The organism is Pseudomonas sp. TNT3 (assembly GCF_010095445.2).
GTDB lineage: Bacteria > Pseudomonadota > Gammaproteobacteria > Pseudomonadales > Pseudomonadaceae > Aquipseudomonas.
In genome coordinates this window covers 16,039-32,613 of record NZ_WFGV02000038.1, presented here as the reverse complement: position 1 = coordinate 32,613, position 16,575 = coordinate 16,039, and the positions used below count along the sequence as shown (strand labels likewise).

Annotated in this window: 17 protein-coding genes; all 17 read left to right on the top strand. The window is 60.4% G+C overall.

Annotated elements, in window-relative coordinates; translation table 11 throughout:
* The first annotated feature begins 74 nt into the window (after positions 1-74).
* The 17 genes from cbiE (at position 75) to ureA (ending at position 16,568) form a co-directional block, all read left to right on the top strand.
* On the top strand, positions 75-1,286 hold the full coding sequence (cbiE, locus tag GBC55_RS20720; RefSeq protein ID WP_162439141.1) for a precorrin-6y C5,15-methyltransferase (decarboxylating) subunit CbiE: 1,212 nt from the start codon (positions 75-77) through the stop codon (positions 1,284-1,286).
* Positions 1,279-2,376 (top strand): cobalt-precorrin-5B (C(1))-methyltransferase, encoded by a 1,098-nt coding sequence (locus tag GBC55_RS20715; protein WP_162439142.1) that lies wholly within the window; start codon positions 1,279-1,281, stop codon positions 2,374-2,376. Before cbiE ends, GBC55_RS20715 begins: the two co-directional genes overlap by 8 nt.
* Positions 2,373-3,098 carry a cobalt-precorrin-6A reductase gene (locus tag GBC55_RS20710; RefSeq protein WP_162439143.1) on the top strand — a complete coding sequence of 242 codons (726 nt, stop codon included), beginning with the start codon at positions 2,373-2,375 and terminating at the stop codon, positions 3,096-3,098. The genes GBC55_RS20715 and GBC55_RS20710 overlap by 4 nt, the downstream gene beginning before the upstream one ends.
* A 56-nt stretch (positions 3,099-3,154) precedes the next feature.
* Positions 3,155-3,490: a type II toxin-antitoxin system RelE/ParE family toxin gene (locus GBC55_RS20705; protein ID WP_162439144.1), complete on the top strand. Its 336-nt coding sequence runs from the start codon at positions 3,155-3,157 to the stop codon at positions 3,488-3,490.
* 3 nt (positions 3,491-3,493) lie between these two features.
* Positions 3,494-3,817 carry a transcriptional regulator gene (locus GBC55_RS20700; protein WP_162439145.1) on the top strand — a complete coding sequence of 108 codons (324 nt, stop codon included), beginning with the start codon at positions 3,494-3,496 and terminating at the stop codon, positions 3,815-3,817.
* Between the two features lie 116 nt (positions 3,818-3,933).
* Positions 3,934-4,332, top strand: a complete 399-nt coding sequence (locus GBC55_RS20695) for a DUF2946 domain-containing protein (protein WP_162439146.1) — start codon at positions 3,934-3,936, stop codon at positions 4,330-4,332.
* 47 nt (positions 4,333-4,379) lie between these two features.
* A complete protein-coding gene (locus GBC55_RS20690; protein ID WP_162439147.1) occupies positions 4,380-4,859 on the top strand; it encodes a copper chaperone PCu(A)C in 480 nt (159 codons plus the stop codon).
* A gap of 21 nt (positions 4,860-4,880) precedes the next feature.
* Positions 4,881-5,324, top strand: a complete 444-nt coding sequence (locus tag GBC55_RS20685) for a DUF2946 domain-containing protein (RefSeq protein WP_162439148.1) — start codon at positions 4,881-4,883, stop codon at positions 5,322-5,324.
* Positions 5,325-5,408: 84 nt separating this feature from the next.
* A complete protein-coding gene (locus GBC55_RS20680) occupies positions 5,409-7,526 on the top strand; it encodes a TonB-dependent copper receptor (RefSeq protein ID WP_162439149.1) in 2,118 nt (705 codons plus the stop codon).
* Between the two features lie 99 nt (positions 7,527-7,625).
* Positions 7,626-9,005, top strand: coding sequence for a PepSY domain-containing protein (locus GBC55_RS20675; RefSeq protein WP_162439150.1), 1,380 nt, complete (start codon positions 7,626-7,628; stop codon positions 9,003-9,005).
* Between the two features lie 397 nt (positions 9,006-9,402).
* Positions 9,403-10,668, top strand: coding sequence for an urea ABC transporter substrate-binding protein (gene urtA / locus GBC55_RS20670; RefSeq protein WP_162439151.1), 1,266 nt, complete (start codon positions 9,403-9,405; stop codon positions 10,666-10,668).
* A gap of 127 nt (positions 10,669-10,795) precedes the next feature.
* The gene (gene urtB, locus GBC55_RS20665) at positions 10,796-12,295 is read left to right on the top strand and encodes an urea ABC transporter permease subunit UrtB (protein ID WP_162439152.1); all 1,500 of its coding nucleotides are present in this window, start codon (positions 10,796-10,798) and stop codon (positions 12,293-12,295) included.
* Positions 12,295-13,374 carry an urea ABC transporter permease subunit UrtC gene (gene urtC, locus GBC55_RS20660; RefSeq protein WP_162439153.1) on the top strand — a complete coding sequence of 360 codons (1,080 nt, stop codon included), beginning with the start codon at positions 12,295-12,297 and terminating at the stop codon, positions 13,372-13,374. Before urtB ends, urtC begins: the two co-directional genes overlap by 1 nt.
* A complete protein-coding gene (urtD, locus tag GBC55_RS20655; protein ID WP_162439154.1) occupies positions 13,371-14,240 on the top strand; it encodes an urea ABC transporter ATP-binding protein UrtD in 870 nt (289 codons plus the stop codon). Before urtC ends, urtD begins: the two co-directional genes overlap by 4 nt.
* 174 nt (positions 14,241-14,414) lie before the next feature.
* Positions 14,415-15,113, top strand: a complete 699-nt coding sequence (gene urtE / locus GBC55_RS20650; RefSeq protein ID WP_162439155.1) for an urea ABC transporter ATP-binding subunit UrtE — start codon at positions 14,415-14,417, stop codon at positions 15,111-15,113.
* A gap of 156 nt (positions 15,114-15,269) precedes the next feature.
* Positions 15,270-16,106 carry an urease accessory protein UreD gene (locus GBC55_RS20645; RefSeq protein WP_162439156.1) on the top strand — a complete coding sequence of 279 codons (837 nt, stop codon included), beginning with the start codon at positions 15,270-15,272 and terminating at the stop codon, positions 16,104-16,106.
* 159 nt (positions 16,107-16,265) lie between these two features.
* Positions 16,266-16,568 (top strand): urease subunit gamma, encoded by a 303-nt coding sequence (gene ureA, locus GBC55_RS20640; RefSeq protein ID WP_162439157.1) that lies wholly within the window; start codon positions 16,266-16,268, stop codon positions 16,566-16,568.
* The last annotated feature ends 7 nt before the right edge of the window (positions 16,569-16,575 follow it).

Below are 16,575 nucleotides of genomic sequence, written 5' to 3'. Positions count from 1 at the left end.
ATGCGCAACCGCACAGGACTACTCAGGCCTGAGCAATGCAATGATTCGGCTTCGCTTGATTAATGAGGAACAGCATGACCCCCTGGCTGACGGTGGTAGGTATCGGTGAGGAAGGCTTCAAGGGGCTGGGCAAAACTGCCCGACACGCGTTGCTAAGCGCTTCGCGAATTATCGGTGGCCAGCGCCAACTCGATTTGTTGCCTGCCTGCATCCGTGGCGAACGGCAATTGTGGCCCAGCCCCTTCTCCCTGGCACCCGTATTGGCAAGTCGCGGCGAACCCGTCTGCGTACTGGCCAGTGGAGACCCGATGTTCTTCGGTGTCGGCGCCAGCCTCGCTCGGCAAATACCCGCGGATGAAATGCTGATCCTGCCCGCGCCGTCTTCCTGCTCCCTCGCCGCCGCGCGGATGGGTTGGGCGTTGCAGGACACGCTGACGCTGTCAGTGGTTGCCCGTCCAGTTGCCGCGCTGAATGCGCATTGGGGCAGCGGTGTTCGCCTTCTGGTACTGAGCAACGACGGCCAAAGCCCTGCCGCGATCGCTGCGCAATTGCGCGAGCGCGGTTTCGGTCCGAGTCGGCTGAGCGTGCTGGAACATTTGGGCGGTGCAGACGAGCGCCGCATCGATGGGGTCGCCGATGACTGGAACGATCCGCTGATCGCCGACCTCAATCTGATCGCCATCGACTGCATTGCCGCGCCCGACACTGCGCGTCTATCACGTCTGGCCGGCCTGCCCGACTCCGCCTTCCAGCATGACGGTCAACTGACCAAACGTGACGTTCGCGCCATCACCCTCGCGCGCCTGGCACCGACACCGGGTGAACTCCTGTGGGACGTGGGCGCGGGCAGCGGCTCGATTGGTATTGAATGGATGCGCGCCCACCCCAGTTGCCGCGCGCTGGCCATCGAAGCCGACGAAGGCCGACAACGTTTGATCGAGCACAACCGCGACGCACTGGGGGTGCCGGGGCTGCAGCTGATTCGCGGCAGTGCGCCGCAAGCCCTGCAAGGTCTTGAGCGCCCGGATGCGATTTTCATCGGCGGCGGTGTCACCCGCGAGGGTGTGCTGGATGCCTGCTGGACTGCACTCAAGCCAGGCGGTCGGTTGATCGCCAACGCGGTGACATTGCAAAGTGAAATGACCCTCATGGGTTGGCGCGAGCTGCACGGCGGGGAGCTCACGCGCATCCATATAGCGCAAGCGCAACCCCTGGGCGACTTCGATACCTGGCGTCAGGCGCTGCCCATTACACTGCTGGACGTGGTCAAACCTTTCGATGCGTGACGAAACTGCTGAACAACCCACCCCCCTGCGCAGTGGCCTGACCACCGGTAGCTGCGCCACCGCCACCAGCCTGGCGGCCGCTCGATTGCTGCTCGGCGGTGGGAGTTCGGATGCGGTGGACATCACCCTGCCCAAGGGCAAGCGCGTACAGATGCGCCTGGAGTTCTGCCGGCTGATCGGCAACGGTGCCGAAGCGGGAACGATCAAAGATGCAGGTGACGATCCGGACGTCACCCATGGCGCCCTGCTCTATTCCCAGGTACGCCTGAATTCCCAACCGGGTATTCGCTTCAACGCCGGCCAAGGCGTCGGCACCGTGACCCGTCCAGGACTGGTACTGGGCGTCGGCGAACCGGCGATCAATCCGGTGCCGCGCAAAATGATCAGCGACCACCTGACCCTGCTGGCAGACGAACTCGGCTACCGCGGCGGTTTCGACGTCACGGTCAACGTCGAAGGTGGCGAGGCGCTGGCGTTGAAAACCATGAACCCGCGCCTGGGAATTCTCGGCGGTTTGTCGATTCTCGGCACCAGCGGCATCGTCCGGCCGTTTTCCTGCGCAGCCTACATTGCGTCGATCCATCAAGGCATCGATGTCGCGAAGACCAACGGCTACCTGCACATCGCCGCCTGCACCGGCAATGCCAGCGAAGACACCATGCGCCGGGTCTATGACCTGCCGGAAATCGCGCTGATCGAAATGGGTGACTTCGTCGGCGCAGTGCTCAAGCATCTGCGCAGAGTGCCCGTGGACAGACTCAGCCTGTGTGGAGGTTTCGGCAAGATCAGCAAGCTGGCTGCCGGCCACATGGACCTGCACAGTCGACATTCGAGTATCGATTTGCCGCAACTCGCGCAGTGGGCCGCCGCAATAGGTGCCGATGAACCGCTGCAGCAAGCGATTCGCGACGCCAACACCAGTCAGCAAGCCCTGGCGATGGCTAGCGCCGCCGGTATCGCGCTGGGCGATGCGGTGTGCCAGCACGCCCTGGATTTCGCCCGCAGCGTGGTACCGGCGCAGGTTCAGGTGGAAGTCTTTGCCATTGATCGTCAGGGCGGCGTTGTCGGCCACGCGGGAGCTTTCCAATGAAGCGCATCTTGTTGCTCGGCGGCGTCACCGAGGCCCTGGCCATCGCTCGCACCCTGGGGCCGGAACATATCTATAGCCTGGCGGGGATCGGTCGTGTGCCCACCGATTTGCAGTGTCAGGTACGTGTCGGCGGTTACGGCGGCGCCGAAGGGTTGGCGCAATTCATTCTCGATGAAGGGGTCGAGCTATTGCTGGATGCTACCCACCCCTACGCCGCGCAAATCAGCCAGAACGCTGCCACTGCGGCTCGCGCGAGCGCGATTCCCTGCTGGGCACTGCGACGTCTAGCCTGGCAGCCACAGGCCGGCGATGACTGGCGCGAAGTCGGTGACTGGAGCGAACTGATCGAAGCGCTGAAACCCTTCAAGCGCCCATTGTTCACCCTCGGCCGCGAGCCCTTACAACACCTGCATGAAATTCCGCCAGAGCAATTCTGGACGCTGCGTGCGCTGGACGCGTATCCGGGTAACGAGCGCTGCGAAGTCATCGGCGCCCGCGGCCCCTTCCTGATCGACGATGAGCGCGAACTGTTCGAGCGTCGGCAGATCGATGTGCTGATCAGCAAAAACAGCGGCAGTACAGCCACCGAGCCGAAGCTGGAAGTGGCGCGCGAGCGTGGGGTGCCGGTGCTGGTGTTGAAGCGGCCGGTGTTGCCGGGGGTTGATCGAGAGCTCCTGTCGTGCAAAGAAACACTTGCTGCGTTGGCGGAATTTCTTCAATAGCGCAGGATCAATAACTTGCATGATAAGTAACCTATTTGTTACCTTCAGAGCCAGTCATGATCGAACTCGAAGAATATTTGCAGGCCAATGAAACAAGCCCTTTTGGACGCTGGTTTTCTACCCTGAATGTGCAGGCAGCCCATAAAGTGGCTACCGCACTGATCAGACTTGAACTGGGCAATACGTCCAACATCAAGTGGTTCGAAGGCCTGGGCGAATACCGAATAAATTGGGGTCCTGGCTACAGAATTTATCTGATCCAGGAAGGAAAACGTCTGATCATACTGTTTGGTGGCGGCGACAAGACCACCCAAAAAAACGACATCAAACACGCAAAAGCTTTGATAGCGGAATTTCGAGATCGGAAAACAGCTGAAAGGCAGCGGAGATAAATCATGGCTCTCACTCGAAGTTACAAACACACCATCGCCGAGCGCGCACAATCTGATCCCGAGTTCGCCCAGGCATTATTGGATGAGGCTGCTACGCTGTTTCTTAACGGTGAACCCGAAATGGCACGAATCATTTTGCGTGACCTCGTCAACGCAACTATAGGTTTTGAAGCGCTGGCGAAAGAAACGGCAAAGCCCAGTAAAAGTCTCCATAGAATGTTGTCTGCCAAGGGCAACCCGAGCATGGATAACCTCGCCGCAATATTTGCGGTTATTCGTGTGACGCTCGGAGTAAACATGCAGGTTCAAGCGATACGCTGGAGCTGAAGGTATGCATAACAAGGAGCAGTGCTGCGACACCACACCGCATGCCACGTTTTTACTTATCGGCCCTGATCAGGCTAAATAGCCGCGCCTGATCGCCCACCCACCGGATTTGTCCCATGTCCCGACAACGGCTCGCAATTGCCTGGATCGCCTGCTTCGCAGTGCTGTTCAACATGCTCGCCATGCCGATGACCGGTGCGATGGCGCAGTCGGCGAAGTCGCCTGCCGAACAACTGTTATGGGGCAGCTTCTGCACCTCCGGCGGCACGAAGATGGTGGCAATTTCCATCGGCGACATCGAGCAGAAAGCCCCGCAAAACGACGATCATTCCAACATGCAGCACTGCTGGTGTTGCTCCGGTTCCTCGCCTCTTGTGGCGTTGCCCGGGCATGAACCACAACCATTTTTCGCCCGTTTCGAAGCCAACCGAAGCCAGCCCCCCGCCGCACTCGACACACCCACTCCGCGCCAGCAATGGCCGAGCCTGAACCCCCGCGCGTCCCCTCTGGTGTGATTCCCTCTCGCAATTGACTGCGTCTTGAATCCATCCGGAGTACTGCCATGTTGAACAAACTCATCGTTCTGGCTGCGTTGCTGCTGCCTGCCTGCTTTGCCACCGCCCATGAATACAAGGCCGGCGAGCTGGAAATCGCTCACCCTTGGTCTCAGGAACTGCCACCCAATGCGCCGACCGTCGCGGCGTATTTCGTGATTCACAACAAAGGCAAAACTGCTGACCGCCTGCTCAGTGTCGACTCGCCAATTGCTGGCGAGGCCCAGTTGCACGAGCACATCAAGCAGAACGACCTGATGAAAATGCAGCAGGTGCCGAGCGTCGAAATACCTGCCGGCGGCGAAATCACTTTCGCGCCGATGGCGTATCACGTGATGCTGCTGGAGCTGAAAGACCGCAGCCTGCTGGCCGATGGCAAACACTTCCCGCTGACGATGCACTTCGAGAAGTCCGGTGACGTGACCGTTGAAGTCACGGTGCAGAAGAAGGCGCCGGACGGCATGCGAGCGCACGAGCATACCCAGTAACTGACGGTACCGAGCCCGCCCATGCGCCCGCTTAGCGCCAGGTCATCCGCCTCCCGTCGTCAGCCTTTAAGCCTGACCCGCGGCAGCTGGATCAGCCTGTTCGCCATGTTGATGATCTTTATCGGCCCACTGATTTCTCAGTCGTTGCCGATGGATCAACGCGCGAGCCTGTCCGGCTTCATGAACATGTCGATGGACATGCCCATGGACATGTCGGCCATGGACCACGGCGCCCAACCCGCCGCCGAGCATTGCCCGCCACAACCCGATCACCACGCCCTTTGGGAGAAATGCGGCTACTGCAGCCTGTTGTTCAACTGCCCGGCACTGACCGGCGGCCAGTCTTTCGTCGCATTCGATACCCCCACAGCCACAACCTTCAGTACGCCCTCTCCACGCCTGGGCCACGCCCGGCAAACCTTCTTCCCCGGTGCTCGCACCCGAGCCCCGCCCGTCGTCGCGTAAACACCCACATCCGATCTCACACGGTATCGAAGACAGCCCAACGCTGCCGGCCGTGTCGTTTACGACTGTTCGATGGAAATTGTCATGTCCAGGTTTTCTGCTGACACACGCTTGAGCGCTGCCCAAGCTACTTTTGCCCTGAATGAATCCCGTGTTCGTTTCAGGCACGCCACCGCCCTTCTTTGTGGCGCTTTGCTGACACCCATGGTGCTGGCCGATGAACACGCAGGTCATGGCGAAGAACTGAGCCCGACGGTGATCACTGCCATCGCGCCCAGCTCCCCGCTGACCATCGTCACCAACCCCAAGGACCCGCGCCAACCGGTACCAGCCAGCGACGGCGGCGATTACCTGAAGACCATTCCAGGCTTCGCCCTGGTGCGCAACGGCGGCACCAACGGTGATCCCGTGTTGCGCGGCATGTTCGGTTCGCGGCTCAACATCCTCACCAACGGCGGCATGATGCTGGGCGCCTGCCCTGGCCGGATGGACGCACCAACCTCTTACATCTCGCCAGAAACCTACGACAAACTCACCGTCATCAAAGGCCCGCAAACCGTGTTATGGGGACCGGGCGCATCGGCCGGCACCATCCTGTTCGACCGCGAGCCTGAACGCTTCGGCGAGCTCGGCACCCGGGTGAACGCCAGTGTGCTGGCCGGCTCCAATGGTCGTTTCGACAAGGTGGTGGATGCCGCTGCCGGTGGTCCGCTAGGTTACGTTCGGGTGATCGGCAACACCGCGCATGCCGACGACTACAAGGACGGCAACAACGACACCGTGCCGTCACGCTACGACAAGTGGAATGGCGACGTCGCGGTGGGCTGGACACCGGACGCCGATACCCTGCTGGAGTTGACTGCCGGCAAGGGCGATGGCGAAGCGCGTTACGCTGGACGCGGCATGGACGGCTCACAGTTCAAGCGTGAAAGCCTCGGCCTCCGTTTCGAGAAGTCGAACATGGGTGAGGTGCTGGATAAGGTCGAAGCGCAGGTCTACTACAACTACGCCGACCACGTGATGGACAACTACACCCTGCGCACGCCTTCCGGCACCGGGATGATGGCCGGCCCCATGGCCTCGAACGTCGACCGCCGGACCCTCGGCGCACGGATCAAGGCGACCTGGCGCTGGGCCGATGTGCAGTTGATCAGCGGCATCGACGCGCAGACCAACGAACACCGCCAACGCAGCGCCATGGGCATCGACACCTATAAGGACCTGCCGTACACCAAGGACGCCGACTTCCATAACTACGGCGTGTTCAGCGAGCTGACCTGGTACGCCACCGACAACGACCGGCTGATCACAGGTGCGCGACTGGACCGCGCCTCGGCCAAGGATTTCCGACAGACCACCGGCTCCGGGATGATGACGCGCCCCAATCCGACCGCCGACGACACCCGCGCCGACACCCTGCCCAGCGGCTTCGTCCGCTACGAGCATGACCTGGCGGACAGCCCGACCACGCTCTATGCCGGCCTAGGTCACACCCAGCGGTTCCCGGATTACTGGGAACTGTTCTCGCCCAACTCCGGGCCTGTCGGATCGGTGAACGCCTTCGATTCGATCAAACCCGAAAAAACCACCCAGCTCGATTTCGGCCTGCAATACAAAACCGAAGAACTCGACGCCTGGGCCTCGGGCTACATCGGGCAGGTACGCGACTACATCCTGTTCAACTACACGCCCGGAATGATGGGCATGACCTCCCAGGCCGAGAACATCGACGCGCGGATCATGGGTGGCGAACTCGGCGCGGCCTACAAGCTGACCAGCCACTGGAAGGCTGATGCAACCCTGGCCTACGCCTGGGGCAAGAACAGCAGCGACGGCAGCGCATTGCCACAAATGCCGCCGCTGGATGCGCGTTTCGGCTTGACCTACAGCGAAGACAACTGGAGCGCCGGCGCACTGTGGAGAGTGGTCGCCGCGCAAAACCGTATCGACCAGAACAAGGGCAACGTGGTCGGCAAGGACTTCGACAAAACGGCAGGCTTCGGGGTGTTCTCGCTCAATGGTGCCTACCGGATCAACAAGAACTGGAAGGTCAGTTCTGGTGTGGACAACCTGTTCGGCAAGGCTTACGCCGAGCACCTGAACCTGGCGGGGAACGCGGGTTTCGGCTACCCGGCCAATGACCCGCAAGCCATTAAAGAACCGGGGCGCACGCTCTGGACCAAAGTGGACATGAGCTTCTAACAAGAAAAGTCAAAAGATCGCAGCTGTGTAGGAGCTGTCGAGTGAAACGAGGCTGCGATCTTTTAACAAACGACTGATTCGCCAAGCGGAGCACAACCAATGAAACAGCCCAAAGTGAATTTCTACAACCTGGCCTGGCGTTGGCATTTCTATGCCGGTCTGTTCGTCGCGCCCTTCATGGTGATGCTGGCGTTGACCGGCGTCATTTACCTGTTCAAACCGCAACTCGATCCGTTGATGTACGGCAGCCTGCTGAACGTTCCGGCCGGCCACCATACGGTGGCGGCCGACGACCTGCTTAAACGGGTCAAAGAGGCGTATCCACAAGCAACGGTCCAGCAATACCTGCCGCCAATCAATGCAGAACGCAGCGCGCAATTTGTCGTCGTTAACGAAGGCACCGAGCTCAACGTGTTCGTCGACCCCTATCACGGCGACATCCTTGGCGAGCAAGACGCCAAGATGAATCTGCAGGCCATCGCGCGGTCGATTCACGGCGAGCTGATGATCGGCACCGTGGGGGATCGACTGGTCGAACTGGCCGCCGGCTGGGGCATTGTGCTGGTGGTCTCCGGCGTCTTCCTGTGGTGGCCGCGCGGTCAGGCAGCCGGCATTCTCTGGCCACGCTTGACTAGTCGCGGCCGCGTGCTGTGGCGCGACCTGCATGCCGTCACCGGCTTCTGGGGCGCCGCGTTTCTGTTGGTGATGTTGCTCAGCGGCATGACCTGGACCGGGTTCTGGGGCAAACAATACGCGGGCGTGTGGAATGTCTTCCCGGATGCGATGTGGAATGACATGCCCAAGTCTGACGTCGAGGCTCGCAGCCTCAATACCGCCATACGCCAGACCGTGCCCTGGGCCATGGAAAACACGCCGATGCCGATGTCCGGCGACCACGCCGAACACATGAACCACGGCGACGCGAAACCCGGTCCTGCGGCACCCACCATCAGCTTGCAAGCGGTGCAAAACATCGCCCAGCAGCGCAAGGTCGAGCCGGGCTACAGCATCACGTTTCCGACCACCGCGACGGGCGTGTTCACCATCGCGGTGTTTGCCGACGACCCGCGAAACGACGCCACCCTGCATGTCGATCAATACACCGGCAACGTCCTCGCTGACGTGCGCTACGAGCATTACGGTACCGTGGCCCGCGCGACGGAAATCGGCGTAATGCTGCACGAAGGCAAAATGTTTGGGGTGTTCAACCAGATCATGGTGCTGCTGATCTGCCTGATGATTCTGCTCAGTGCCGTCAGTGGCGTGGTGATCTGGTGGAAGCGTCGTCCGCAGGGCAAATTCGGTGTACCGCCACTGCGTCACGACCTGCCGAAATGGAAAACCGCGATGGTCATCATGTTCGCCCTGGCGGTGGCGTTCCCGCTGGTAGGTGCGTCGCTCGTGGTGGTGTGGATTTTGGATAAGGTGCTGTTTTCGCGCTTCAATCGGCACACCGAATCGGCCTCATCTTCATCATGAAACGCACGAGATGATTTGATCTGAAGCCCGTCACTGATGATGCCGGAGACCCTCTGTAGGAGCTGCCGAGGGAACCGAGGCTGCGATCTTTTGATGTTGTTTTTTCAAGAGCAAGATCAAAAGATCGCAGCCTCGTTACACTCGACAGCTCCTACACAGCTCCTACACAGTTTCTACACACTGCAACTAATCCCACGGTCGCCCGCCCCAATCTGGCGCACCACCTCGCACCAGCGCGCCAGACGCGATCCTTCATAGTGCGCCGCCAGGCAGCGCAACCGCTCTAGTACGTCATTTCTCCGCCTTTCGCCGACCAGGCACAGCCCTTGCTAAAGACCCTTCAGTAGTCCGCATCTGCCAACCAAGAAAAATATCTAACGTTCATGGAGATCGCACAATGAAGCGTCGCAGCTTGATCAAGGCTTTCACACTATCGGCATCGATTGCCGCGATGGGCATGACCTGGACTGTCCAGGCCGCCGAGACCATCAAGGTCGGTATCCTGCACTCGTTGTCCGGCACCATGGCGATCTCTGAAACCTCCCTCAAAGACATGGCGTTGATGACCATCGACGAGATCAACGCCAAGGGCGGCGTGAACGGCAAGATGCTGGAGCCTGTGGTGGTCGACCCAGCGTCGAACTGGCCGTTGTTCGCCGAAAAAGGCCGGCAGCTGCTGACTCAGGACAAGGTTGCCGTGGTCTTTGGCTGCTGGACGTCGGTGTCTCGCAAATCGGTATTGCCAGTGTTCGAAGAGCTCAATGGCCTGCTCTTCTATCCCGTGCAATATGAGGGCGAAGAGATGTCGCCGAACGTGTTCTACACCGGCGCCGCACCGAACCAGCAGGCGATCCCGGCCGTGGAATACCTGATGAGCGAAGAAGGCGGCAGTGCCAAGCGCTACTTCCTGCTCGGCACCGACTATGTCTACCCGCGTACCACCAATAAAATCCTGCGCTCGTTCCTGCATTCCAAAGGCGTGGCAGACAAAGACATCGAAGAGGTCTATACGCCATTCGGTCACAGCGATTACCAGACCATTGTGGCCAACATCAAAAAATTCTCGGCCGGTGGCAAGACAGCTGTCATCTCCACGGTCAACGGCGACTCCAACGTACCGTTCTATAAAGAACTCGCCAACCAGGGTTTGAAAGCCACCGATGTTCCGGTCGTGGCGTTCTCCGTCGGCGAAGAAGAGCTGCGCGGCATCGACACCAAACCCCTGGTAGGCAACCTGGCGGCGTGGAACTACTTCGAGTCGGTCCAGAACCCGGCGAACACCCGGTTCGTCGCCGACTGGAAAGCCTACGCCAAGAAACACAATTTGCCGGGCGCGGATAAAGCGGTGACCAACGACCCGATGGAAGCCACCTACGTCGGCATCCACATGTGGGCGCAAGCGGTAGAAAAAGCCAAATCCACCGACGTCGACAAGGTACGCGAAGCCCTCGCCGGCCAGACCTTCGCCGCCCCGTCCGGCTACACCCTGACCATGGACAAAACCAACCACCACCTGCACAAGCCCGTGATGATCGGCGAGATCCAGGCTGATGGTCAGTTCAACGTGGTGTGGCAGACCGAAGGCCCGATCCGTGCCGAACCGTGGAGCCCGTTCATTGTCGGCAACGACAAGAAGCCGGATTACGCGGTGAAGAGCAACTAAGTAGCAGGAACAAGCCCTTAACCCTGTAGGAGCCGAGCTTGCTCGCGATAGCGGTGCATCAGACACACCGTCATCGCGAGCAAGCTCGGCTCCCACAGGGTCCATCGTCGCCTTTCAGGACGTTGCTATGTCCCTATATCGTCTACTTGTCGCCTTTGCCTTTTTACTTTTGCCATTGGCCACCCACGCCAGCGACGCCGAAGACTTCGTCGCCGCCAATCCCGTACAACAGGCAAAGCTGCTCGAATCCTGGGCTGCGCAGCCCGACCCTGCCCGTATCGAACTGATCAACGCCCTGCAACAAGGCGCGCTGACCGTCGACGGACAAGTCAAAACCCTGCGCCTGAACAACCGCCTGCGGGGTCTGATCGACACCGCGCTGGCCAGTCACCAACTGCTCGCGGCCGACGCAAAAATCCGCCTCGCCGCCGCGCAGCAACTGCAGAAAAGTGCCAAACCGGCGCAGCTGAAATTTCTCGATCAGCAACTCGCAGCCGAACAGGACGAGGGTGTTCACGCGGCCTTGAGTCTCGCACTGGCCAACCTGCAACTGGTGGACAGTGACCCGGCGGTGCGTCTCGCCGCCGTGCGCCTGCTCGGCGAAACCGGCGATCCACTGGCCCGTACCCGCCTCGAAAGTCTGCTGGAGCCCGGCGTCGAAACCGATGCCACGGTACGCACGGCAGCCGAAACCAGCCTGGCCCAGGTCAAACGCAAATTGCTGATCGGCGAGATCCTGGGGCAAGCCTTCAGCGGCATGTCCCTCGGTTCAATTCTGCTGCTGGCGGCACTCGGTCTGGCGATCACCTTCGGCCTGCTCGGGGTGATCAATATGGCCCATGGCGAGATGCTGATGCTGGGGGCTTACTCGACCTACGTCGTGCAGTTGATGTTCCAGCGCTTCGCACCACAGGCCATCGAGTTTTATCCCTTGATCGCGTTGCCGGTGGCGTTCTTCGTCACGGCGGCCATCGGCATGGCGCTCGAACGCACGGTCATCCGTCACTTGTACGGCCGCCCGCTGGAAACCCTGCTCGCCACCTGGGGCATCAGCCTGATGTTGATTCAACTGGTGCGATTGCTGTTCGGCGCGCAGAACGTTGAAGTCGCCAACCCGCAGTGGCTCTCCGGCGGCATTCAAGTACTGCCCAACCTGGTGCTGCCGTACAACCGCATCGTGATCATCGCGTTTGCGCTGTTCGTGGTGGTGCTGACCTGGCTGCTGCTGAACAAAACACGCTTGGGACTGAACGTGCGTGCCGTCACTCAGAACCGCAACATGGCAGCGTGCTGCGGCGTGCCCACCGGACGCGTCGACATGCTCGCATTCGGCCTCGGCTCAGGCATTGCCGGACTCGGTGGCGTAGCCCTGAGCCAGATCGGCAACGTCGGCCCCGACCTCGGCCAGAGCTACATCATCGACTCGTTCCTGGTGGTGGTGCTCGGGGGTGTCGGTCAGTTGGCCGGCAGTGTGCTGGCCGCTTTCGGGCTGGGTATCGCCAACAAGATTCTCGAGCCGCAGATCGGTGCGGTGCTCGGCAAGATCCTGATCCTCGCGCTGATCATTCTGTTCATCCAGAAACGTCCGCAAGGCCTCTTTGCACTGAAAGGACGGGTGATCGACTGATGAACCAGCCCCTGCTCGTTACCGCGACAAAAAAAGCCGGCCCGAAAGTCACGATCGCCGTTGGTGCGGTGATCCTTGTTTTACTGTTGGCATTGCCGCTGCTGTCGCTGTTATCGCCCCTCAGCGTTTTTCACGTTTCGGCCTACACGCTGACACTGGTGGGCAAGATTCTTTGCTATGCCATCGTCGCTTTGGCGCTGGACCTGGTTTGGGGTTACGCCGGCCTGCTGTCCCTGGGTCACGGTCTGTTCTTCGCCCTCGGCGGCTACGCCATGGGCATGTACCTGATGCGCCAGGCCTCGGGGGATGGCCTGCCCGCGTTCATGACGTTCCTGTCCTGGACCGAATTGCCGTGGTACTGGACAGGCACCAGCAGCTTCCTCTGGTCGATGTGCCTGGTAGTGCTGGCACCGGGACTGTTGGCGCTGGTGTTCGGTTTCTTCGCGTTCCGCTCGCGAATCAAGGGCGTGTATTTTTCGATCATGACCCAGGCCCTGACCTTCGCCGGCATGCTGCTGTTTTTCCGCAATGAAACCGGGTTTGGCGGCAACAACGGCTTCACCAATTTCCGCACCATTCTGGGTTTCGGCATCACCGAGCCAGGCACTCGCGCCGTGCTGTTTTTTGCCACCGTGGTGTTGCTGGTGGCGAGCCTGTTCATCGGGTGGAGGCTGGCGCAAAGCAAGTTCGGCCGGGTGTTGACTGCGTTGCGCGATGCCGAAAATCGCCTGATGTTCTGTGGCTACGACCCGCGTGGTTTCAAGCTGTTTGTCTGGGTATTGAGCGCGGTGTTGTGCGGCTTGGCCGGCGCCTTGTACGTACCGCAAGTCGGCATCATCAACCCGAGTGAAATGTCGCCAACCAACTCCATCGAGGCCGCCGTCTGGGTAGCCCTGGGCGGTCGCGGCACGTTGATCGGGCCCCTGTTGGGTGCCGGTGTGGTCAACGGCATGAAGAGCTGGTTCACCGTCGCGTTCCCGGAATACTGGCTGTTCTTCCTCGGCGCGCTGTTCATCGTCGTGACCCTGTACCTGCCCAAAGGCGTGATCGGTCTGCTGAAGAAAAGGGGTGAACAATGAGAGTGACTGCGACGGCTGAATTCATGCTCGAACCGGCCTTCTTTCCCGTGGAGCCCAACAAGGATGCCGGCAGCAGTCGCGATGCCATCGGCCTCGGCCAACGCGCCGGCCCTGGCCTGGACACTCGCCACGGCACCATCCTGACCCTGGAGGACATCAGCGTCAGCTTTGATGGTTTCAAGGCGTTGAACAATCTGAACCTGTACATCGGTGTCGGTGAACTGCGCTGCATCATCGGCCCCAACGGCGCGGGCAAGACCACCCTGATGGACGTGATTACCGGCAAGACGCGTCCCAGTCATGGCAAGGCCTGGTTCGGTGAGACCCTCGACCTGACACAGATGAGCGAAGTGCAAATCGCTCAGGCGGGCATTGGTCGCAAGTTCCAGAAACCGACGGTGTTCGAAGCCCTGAGCGTGTTTGAAAACCTGGAGCTGGCGCAGAAAGCCGACAAATCGGTATGGGCCAGCCTGCGGGCGAAGTTGAGTGGCGAACAGAAGGATCGCATCAGCGAGGTGCTGGAAACCATTCGCCTGACCAGCTCGGTCAATCGCCCCGCAGGTCTTCTGTCCCACGGTCAGAAGCAGTTCCTGGAGATCGGTATGTTGCTGATGCAGGACCCGCAACTGTTGCTGCTCGATGAGCCGGTGGCGGGCATGACCGACGCCGAAACCGAGTTCACCGCCGAACTGTTCAAACGCCTGGCCGGCAAACATTCACTGATGGTCGTGGAGCACGACATGGGTTTTGTCGGCTCGATTGCCGACCACGTGACGGTGTTGCACCAGGGCAGCGTCCTGGCCGAAGGGTCGCTTGCACAAGTGCAGGATAACGAGCGGGTGATCGAGGTATATCTCGGTCGCTAGCAAAAAAACGCCTTACCCCTGTAGGAGCTGTCGAGTGAAACGAGGCTGCGATCTTTTGATCTTCATCAGGCACCCCATACCAGGATCAAAAGATCGCAGCCTCGTTTCACTCGACAGCTCCTACAGAACGTTTAGGTGGGGAAAGCAAGCCGTGTGCAACAGAAGGAATTTGAAATGCTGCAAGTCGACAAGCTGCACCAGTACTACGGCGGTAGCCACATCCTGCGCGGCCTGACGTTTGACGTGAAGGTGGGCGAAGTTACCTGCCTGCTCGGGCGCAACGGCGTCGGCAAGACCACCCTGCTCAAATGCCTGATGGGTTTGCTGCCCGCCAAAGAAGGTGCGGTGAATTGGGAAGGCAAGCCGATCACTACGTTCAAGCCGCATCAACGGGTGCATGCAGGCATCGCGTATGTGCCGCAAGGTCGCGAGATCTTCGGGCGCCTGACCGTGGAAGAAAACCTGCTGATGGGCCTGTCGCGTTTCCCGGGGGCCGAGGCCAAGGAAGTACCGGCCTTCATTTACGAACTGTTCCCGGTGTTGCTGCAAATGAAACAGCGGCGCGGCGGTGACTTGTCCGGTGGTCAGCAGCAACAGCTTGCCATCGGCCGGGCGCTGGCCAGCCGTCCGCGCCTGCTGATTCTTGATGAACCCACCGAAGGCATCCAGCCGTCGGTAATCAAGGAAATCGGCGCGGTCATCAAGAAGCTCGCGGCCCGTGGTGACATGGCGATTTTGCTGGTGGAGCAATTCTACGATTTCGCCGCCGAACTGGCCGATCACTACCTGGTGATGTCCCGGGGCGAAATCGTGCAGCAGGGTCGCGGCGAAAACATGGAAGCCGAGGGCGTACGAGGTCTGGTCACAATCTGAGCTGTTCACCTCACACGCAGCACCAATTTGCCGCACCCCGACCCACGATGTGCGCCATGTTGGTGCCCCCCCAACAAACAACAACCGCCTTCTGCTTGGGAAACGGACGGCACAGCCTTTGCAAATGCCTTCATGACTTCTCACTAAGCACTGACCATGACTCTTCCTGCTTCCGGCGCCTTTACCCCCAGCTGGCACGCCGAACTGGAACTGGGCTACGCCCGTTTCGGTGACAGTACGCGCCCGGTTCAGCGCCGACACCAAGGCCCGTTACGGGTGCAGAAACACCTGTACGCCGAAGGTCCCGAAGTGTGCCAGCACATCATCGTGCACCCACCGGGCGGAATTGCCGGGGGCGATCGCCTGGACATCTCGGCCAGTGTCGGCGGCGATGCCTGGGCGCAGATCACCAGCCCCGGCGCGGCCAAGTGGTACCGCGCAGCCGGGCCTGCCTATCAGCAGCTGCAACTGAACGTGGCCGCCGGTGCGACCCTGGAATGGTTGCCCCAGGAGACGATCATTTTCAGTGCAGCACAGGCCGAACTCAGCACCGCCATCGACCTTGAAGGTGATGCCCGGCTGTTCTACTGGGACGTGGTGGCACTGGGGCGCCCGGCTAGCGGCGAACGCTTCGACCTCGGGCATTTTCAGTCCCGGCTCGACATCCGCCGCGATGGCCAGTTGCTCTGGCACGAACGTCAGCGCATTGTCGGGGCTGATGGTTTGCTTGATTCGCCAATAGGTCTGGATGGCCAACCGGTGTTTGCGACGTTGCTGGTGACGGGCGAAATCGATAGTGACTTGCTGGAGCAATGCCGCTCGCTGCCCCATGACGTGCGCGGCGATCTGACGCAATTGCCGGGGCTGCTGGTTGCACGATGCCTGGCCAGTGAAGCGTTGTTGGCACGCGGTTGGTTGATCGATTTATGGCGGTTGCTGCGCCCTGCGTTGCTCGGCCGGGAAGCCGTCCAACCCAGAATATGGAGCACCTGAAACACGCTCCCCTGTAGGAGTGAGCCTGCTCGCGATGGCGGTGTGTCAGGCAACTTATGTGTTGAATGTGCCGACGCTATCGCGAGCAGGCTCACTCCTACAGGGTTTTGTGTTTACAGATCCGAATACCTTTTTATCTGCCCAGATGGATTCCAAGCGATGGACCTGACCCCACGTGAAAAAGACAAGCTGCTGATCTTCACCGCCGGCCTCGTGGCCGAGCGGCGTTTGGCTCGCGGCGTGAAACTTAATTACCCCGAGGCCATGGCCTACATCTCCGCAGCGTTGCTTGAAGGCGCCCGTGACGGTCGGACCGTGGCCGAACTGATGCACTTCGGCACCACCCTGCTCACCCGTGAACACGTGATGGAAGGCATCCCGGAAATGATCCCGGAGATCCAGGTCGAAGCGACGTTTCCCGACGGCACCAAACTGGTGACCGTCCATCAACCCATCGCCTGAGGAAGCG

Excerpts from the sequence above, each read along its gene's own strand:
- cbiE (WP_162439141.1), top strand. The coding sequence starts at position 75 with ATGACCCCCTGGCTGACGGTGGTAGGTATCGGTGAGGAAGGCTTCAAG.
- GBC55_RS20715 (WP_162439142.1), top strand. The coding sequence starts at position 1,279 with ATGCGTGACGAAACTGCTGAACAACCCACCCCCCTGCGCAGTGGCCTG.
- GBC55_RS20710 (WP_162439143.1), top strand. The coding sequence starts at position 2,373 with ATGAAGCGCATCTTGTTGCTCGGCGGCGTCACCGAGGCCCTGGCCATC.
- GBC55_RS20705 (WP_162439144.1), top strand. The coding sequence starts at position 3,155 with ATGATCGAACTCGAAGAATATTTGCAGGCCAATGAAACAAGCCCTTTT.
- GBC55_RS20700 (WP_162439145.1), top strand. The coding sequence starts at position 3,494 with ATGGCTCTCACTCGAAGTTACAAACACACCATCGCCGAGCGCGCACAA.
- GBC55_RS20695 (WP_162439146.1), top strand. The coding sequence starts at position 3,934 with ATGTCCCGACAACGGCTCGCAATTGCCTGGATCGCCTGCTTCGCAGTG.
- GBC55_RS20690 (WP_162439147.1), top strand. The coding sequence starts at position 4,380 with ATGTTGAACAAACTCATCGTTCTGGCTGCGTTGCTGCTGCCTGCCTGC.
- GBC55_RS20685 (WP_162439148.1), top strand. The coding sequence starts at position 4,881 with ATGCGCCCGCTTAGCGCCAGGTCATCCGCCTCCCGTCGTCAGCCTTTA.
- GBC55_RS20680 (WP_162439149.1), top strand. The coding sequence starts at position 5,409 with ATGTCCAGGTTTTCTGCTGACACACGCTTGAGCGCTGCCCAAGCTACT.
- GBC55_RS20675 (WP_162439150.1), top strand. The coding sequence starts at position 7,626 with ATGAAACAGCCCAAAGTGAATTTCTACAACCTGGCCTGGCGTTGGCAT.
- urtA (WP_162439151.1), top strand. The coding sequence starts at position 9,403 with ATGAAGCGTCGCAGCTTGATCAAGGCTTTCACACTATCGGCATCGATT.
- urtB (WP_162439152.1), top strand. The coding sequence starts at position 10,796 with ATGTCCCTATATCGTCTACTTGTCGCCTTTGCCTTTTTACTTTTGCCA.
- urtC (WP_162439153.1), top strand. The coding sequence starts at position 12,295 with ATGAACCAGCCCCTGCTCGTTACCGCGACAAAAAAAGCCGGCCCGAAA.
- urtD (WP_162439154.1), top strand. The coding sequence starts at position 13,371 with ATGAGAGTGACTGCGACGGCTGAATTCATGCTCGAACCGGCCTTCTTT.
- urtE (WP_162439155.1), top strand. The coding sequence starts at position 14,415 with ATGCTGCAAGTCGACAAGCTGCACCAGTACTACGGCGGTAGCCACATC.
- GBC55_RS20645 (WP_162439156.1), top strand. The coding sequence starts at position 15,270 with ATGACTCTTCCTGCTTCCGGCGCCTTTACCCCCAGCTGGCACGCCGAA.
- ureA (WP_162439157.1), top strand. The coding sequence starts at position 16,266 with ATGGACCTGACCCCACGTGAAAAAGACAAGCTGCTGATCTTCACCGCC.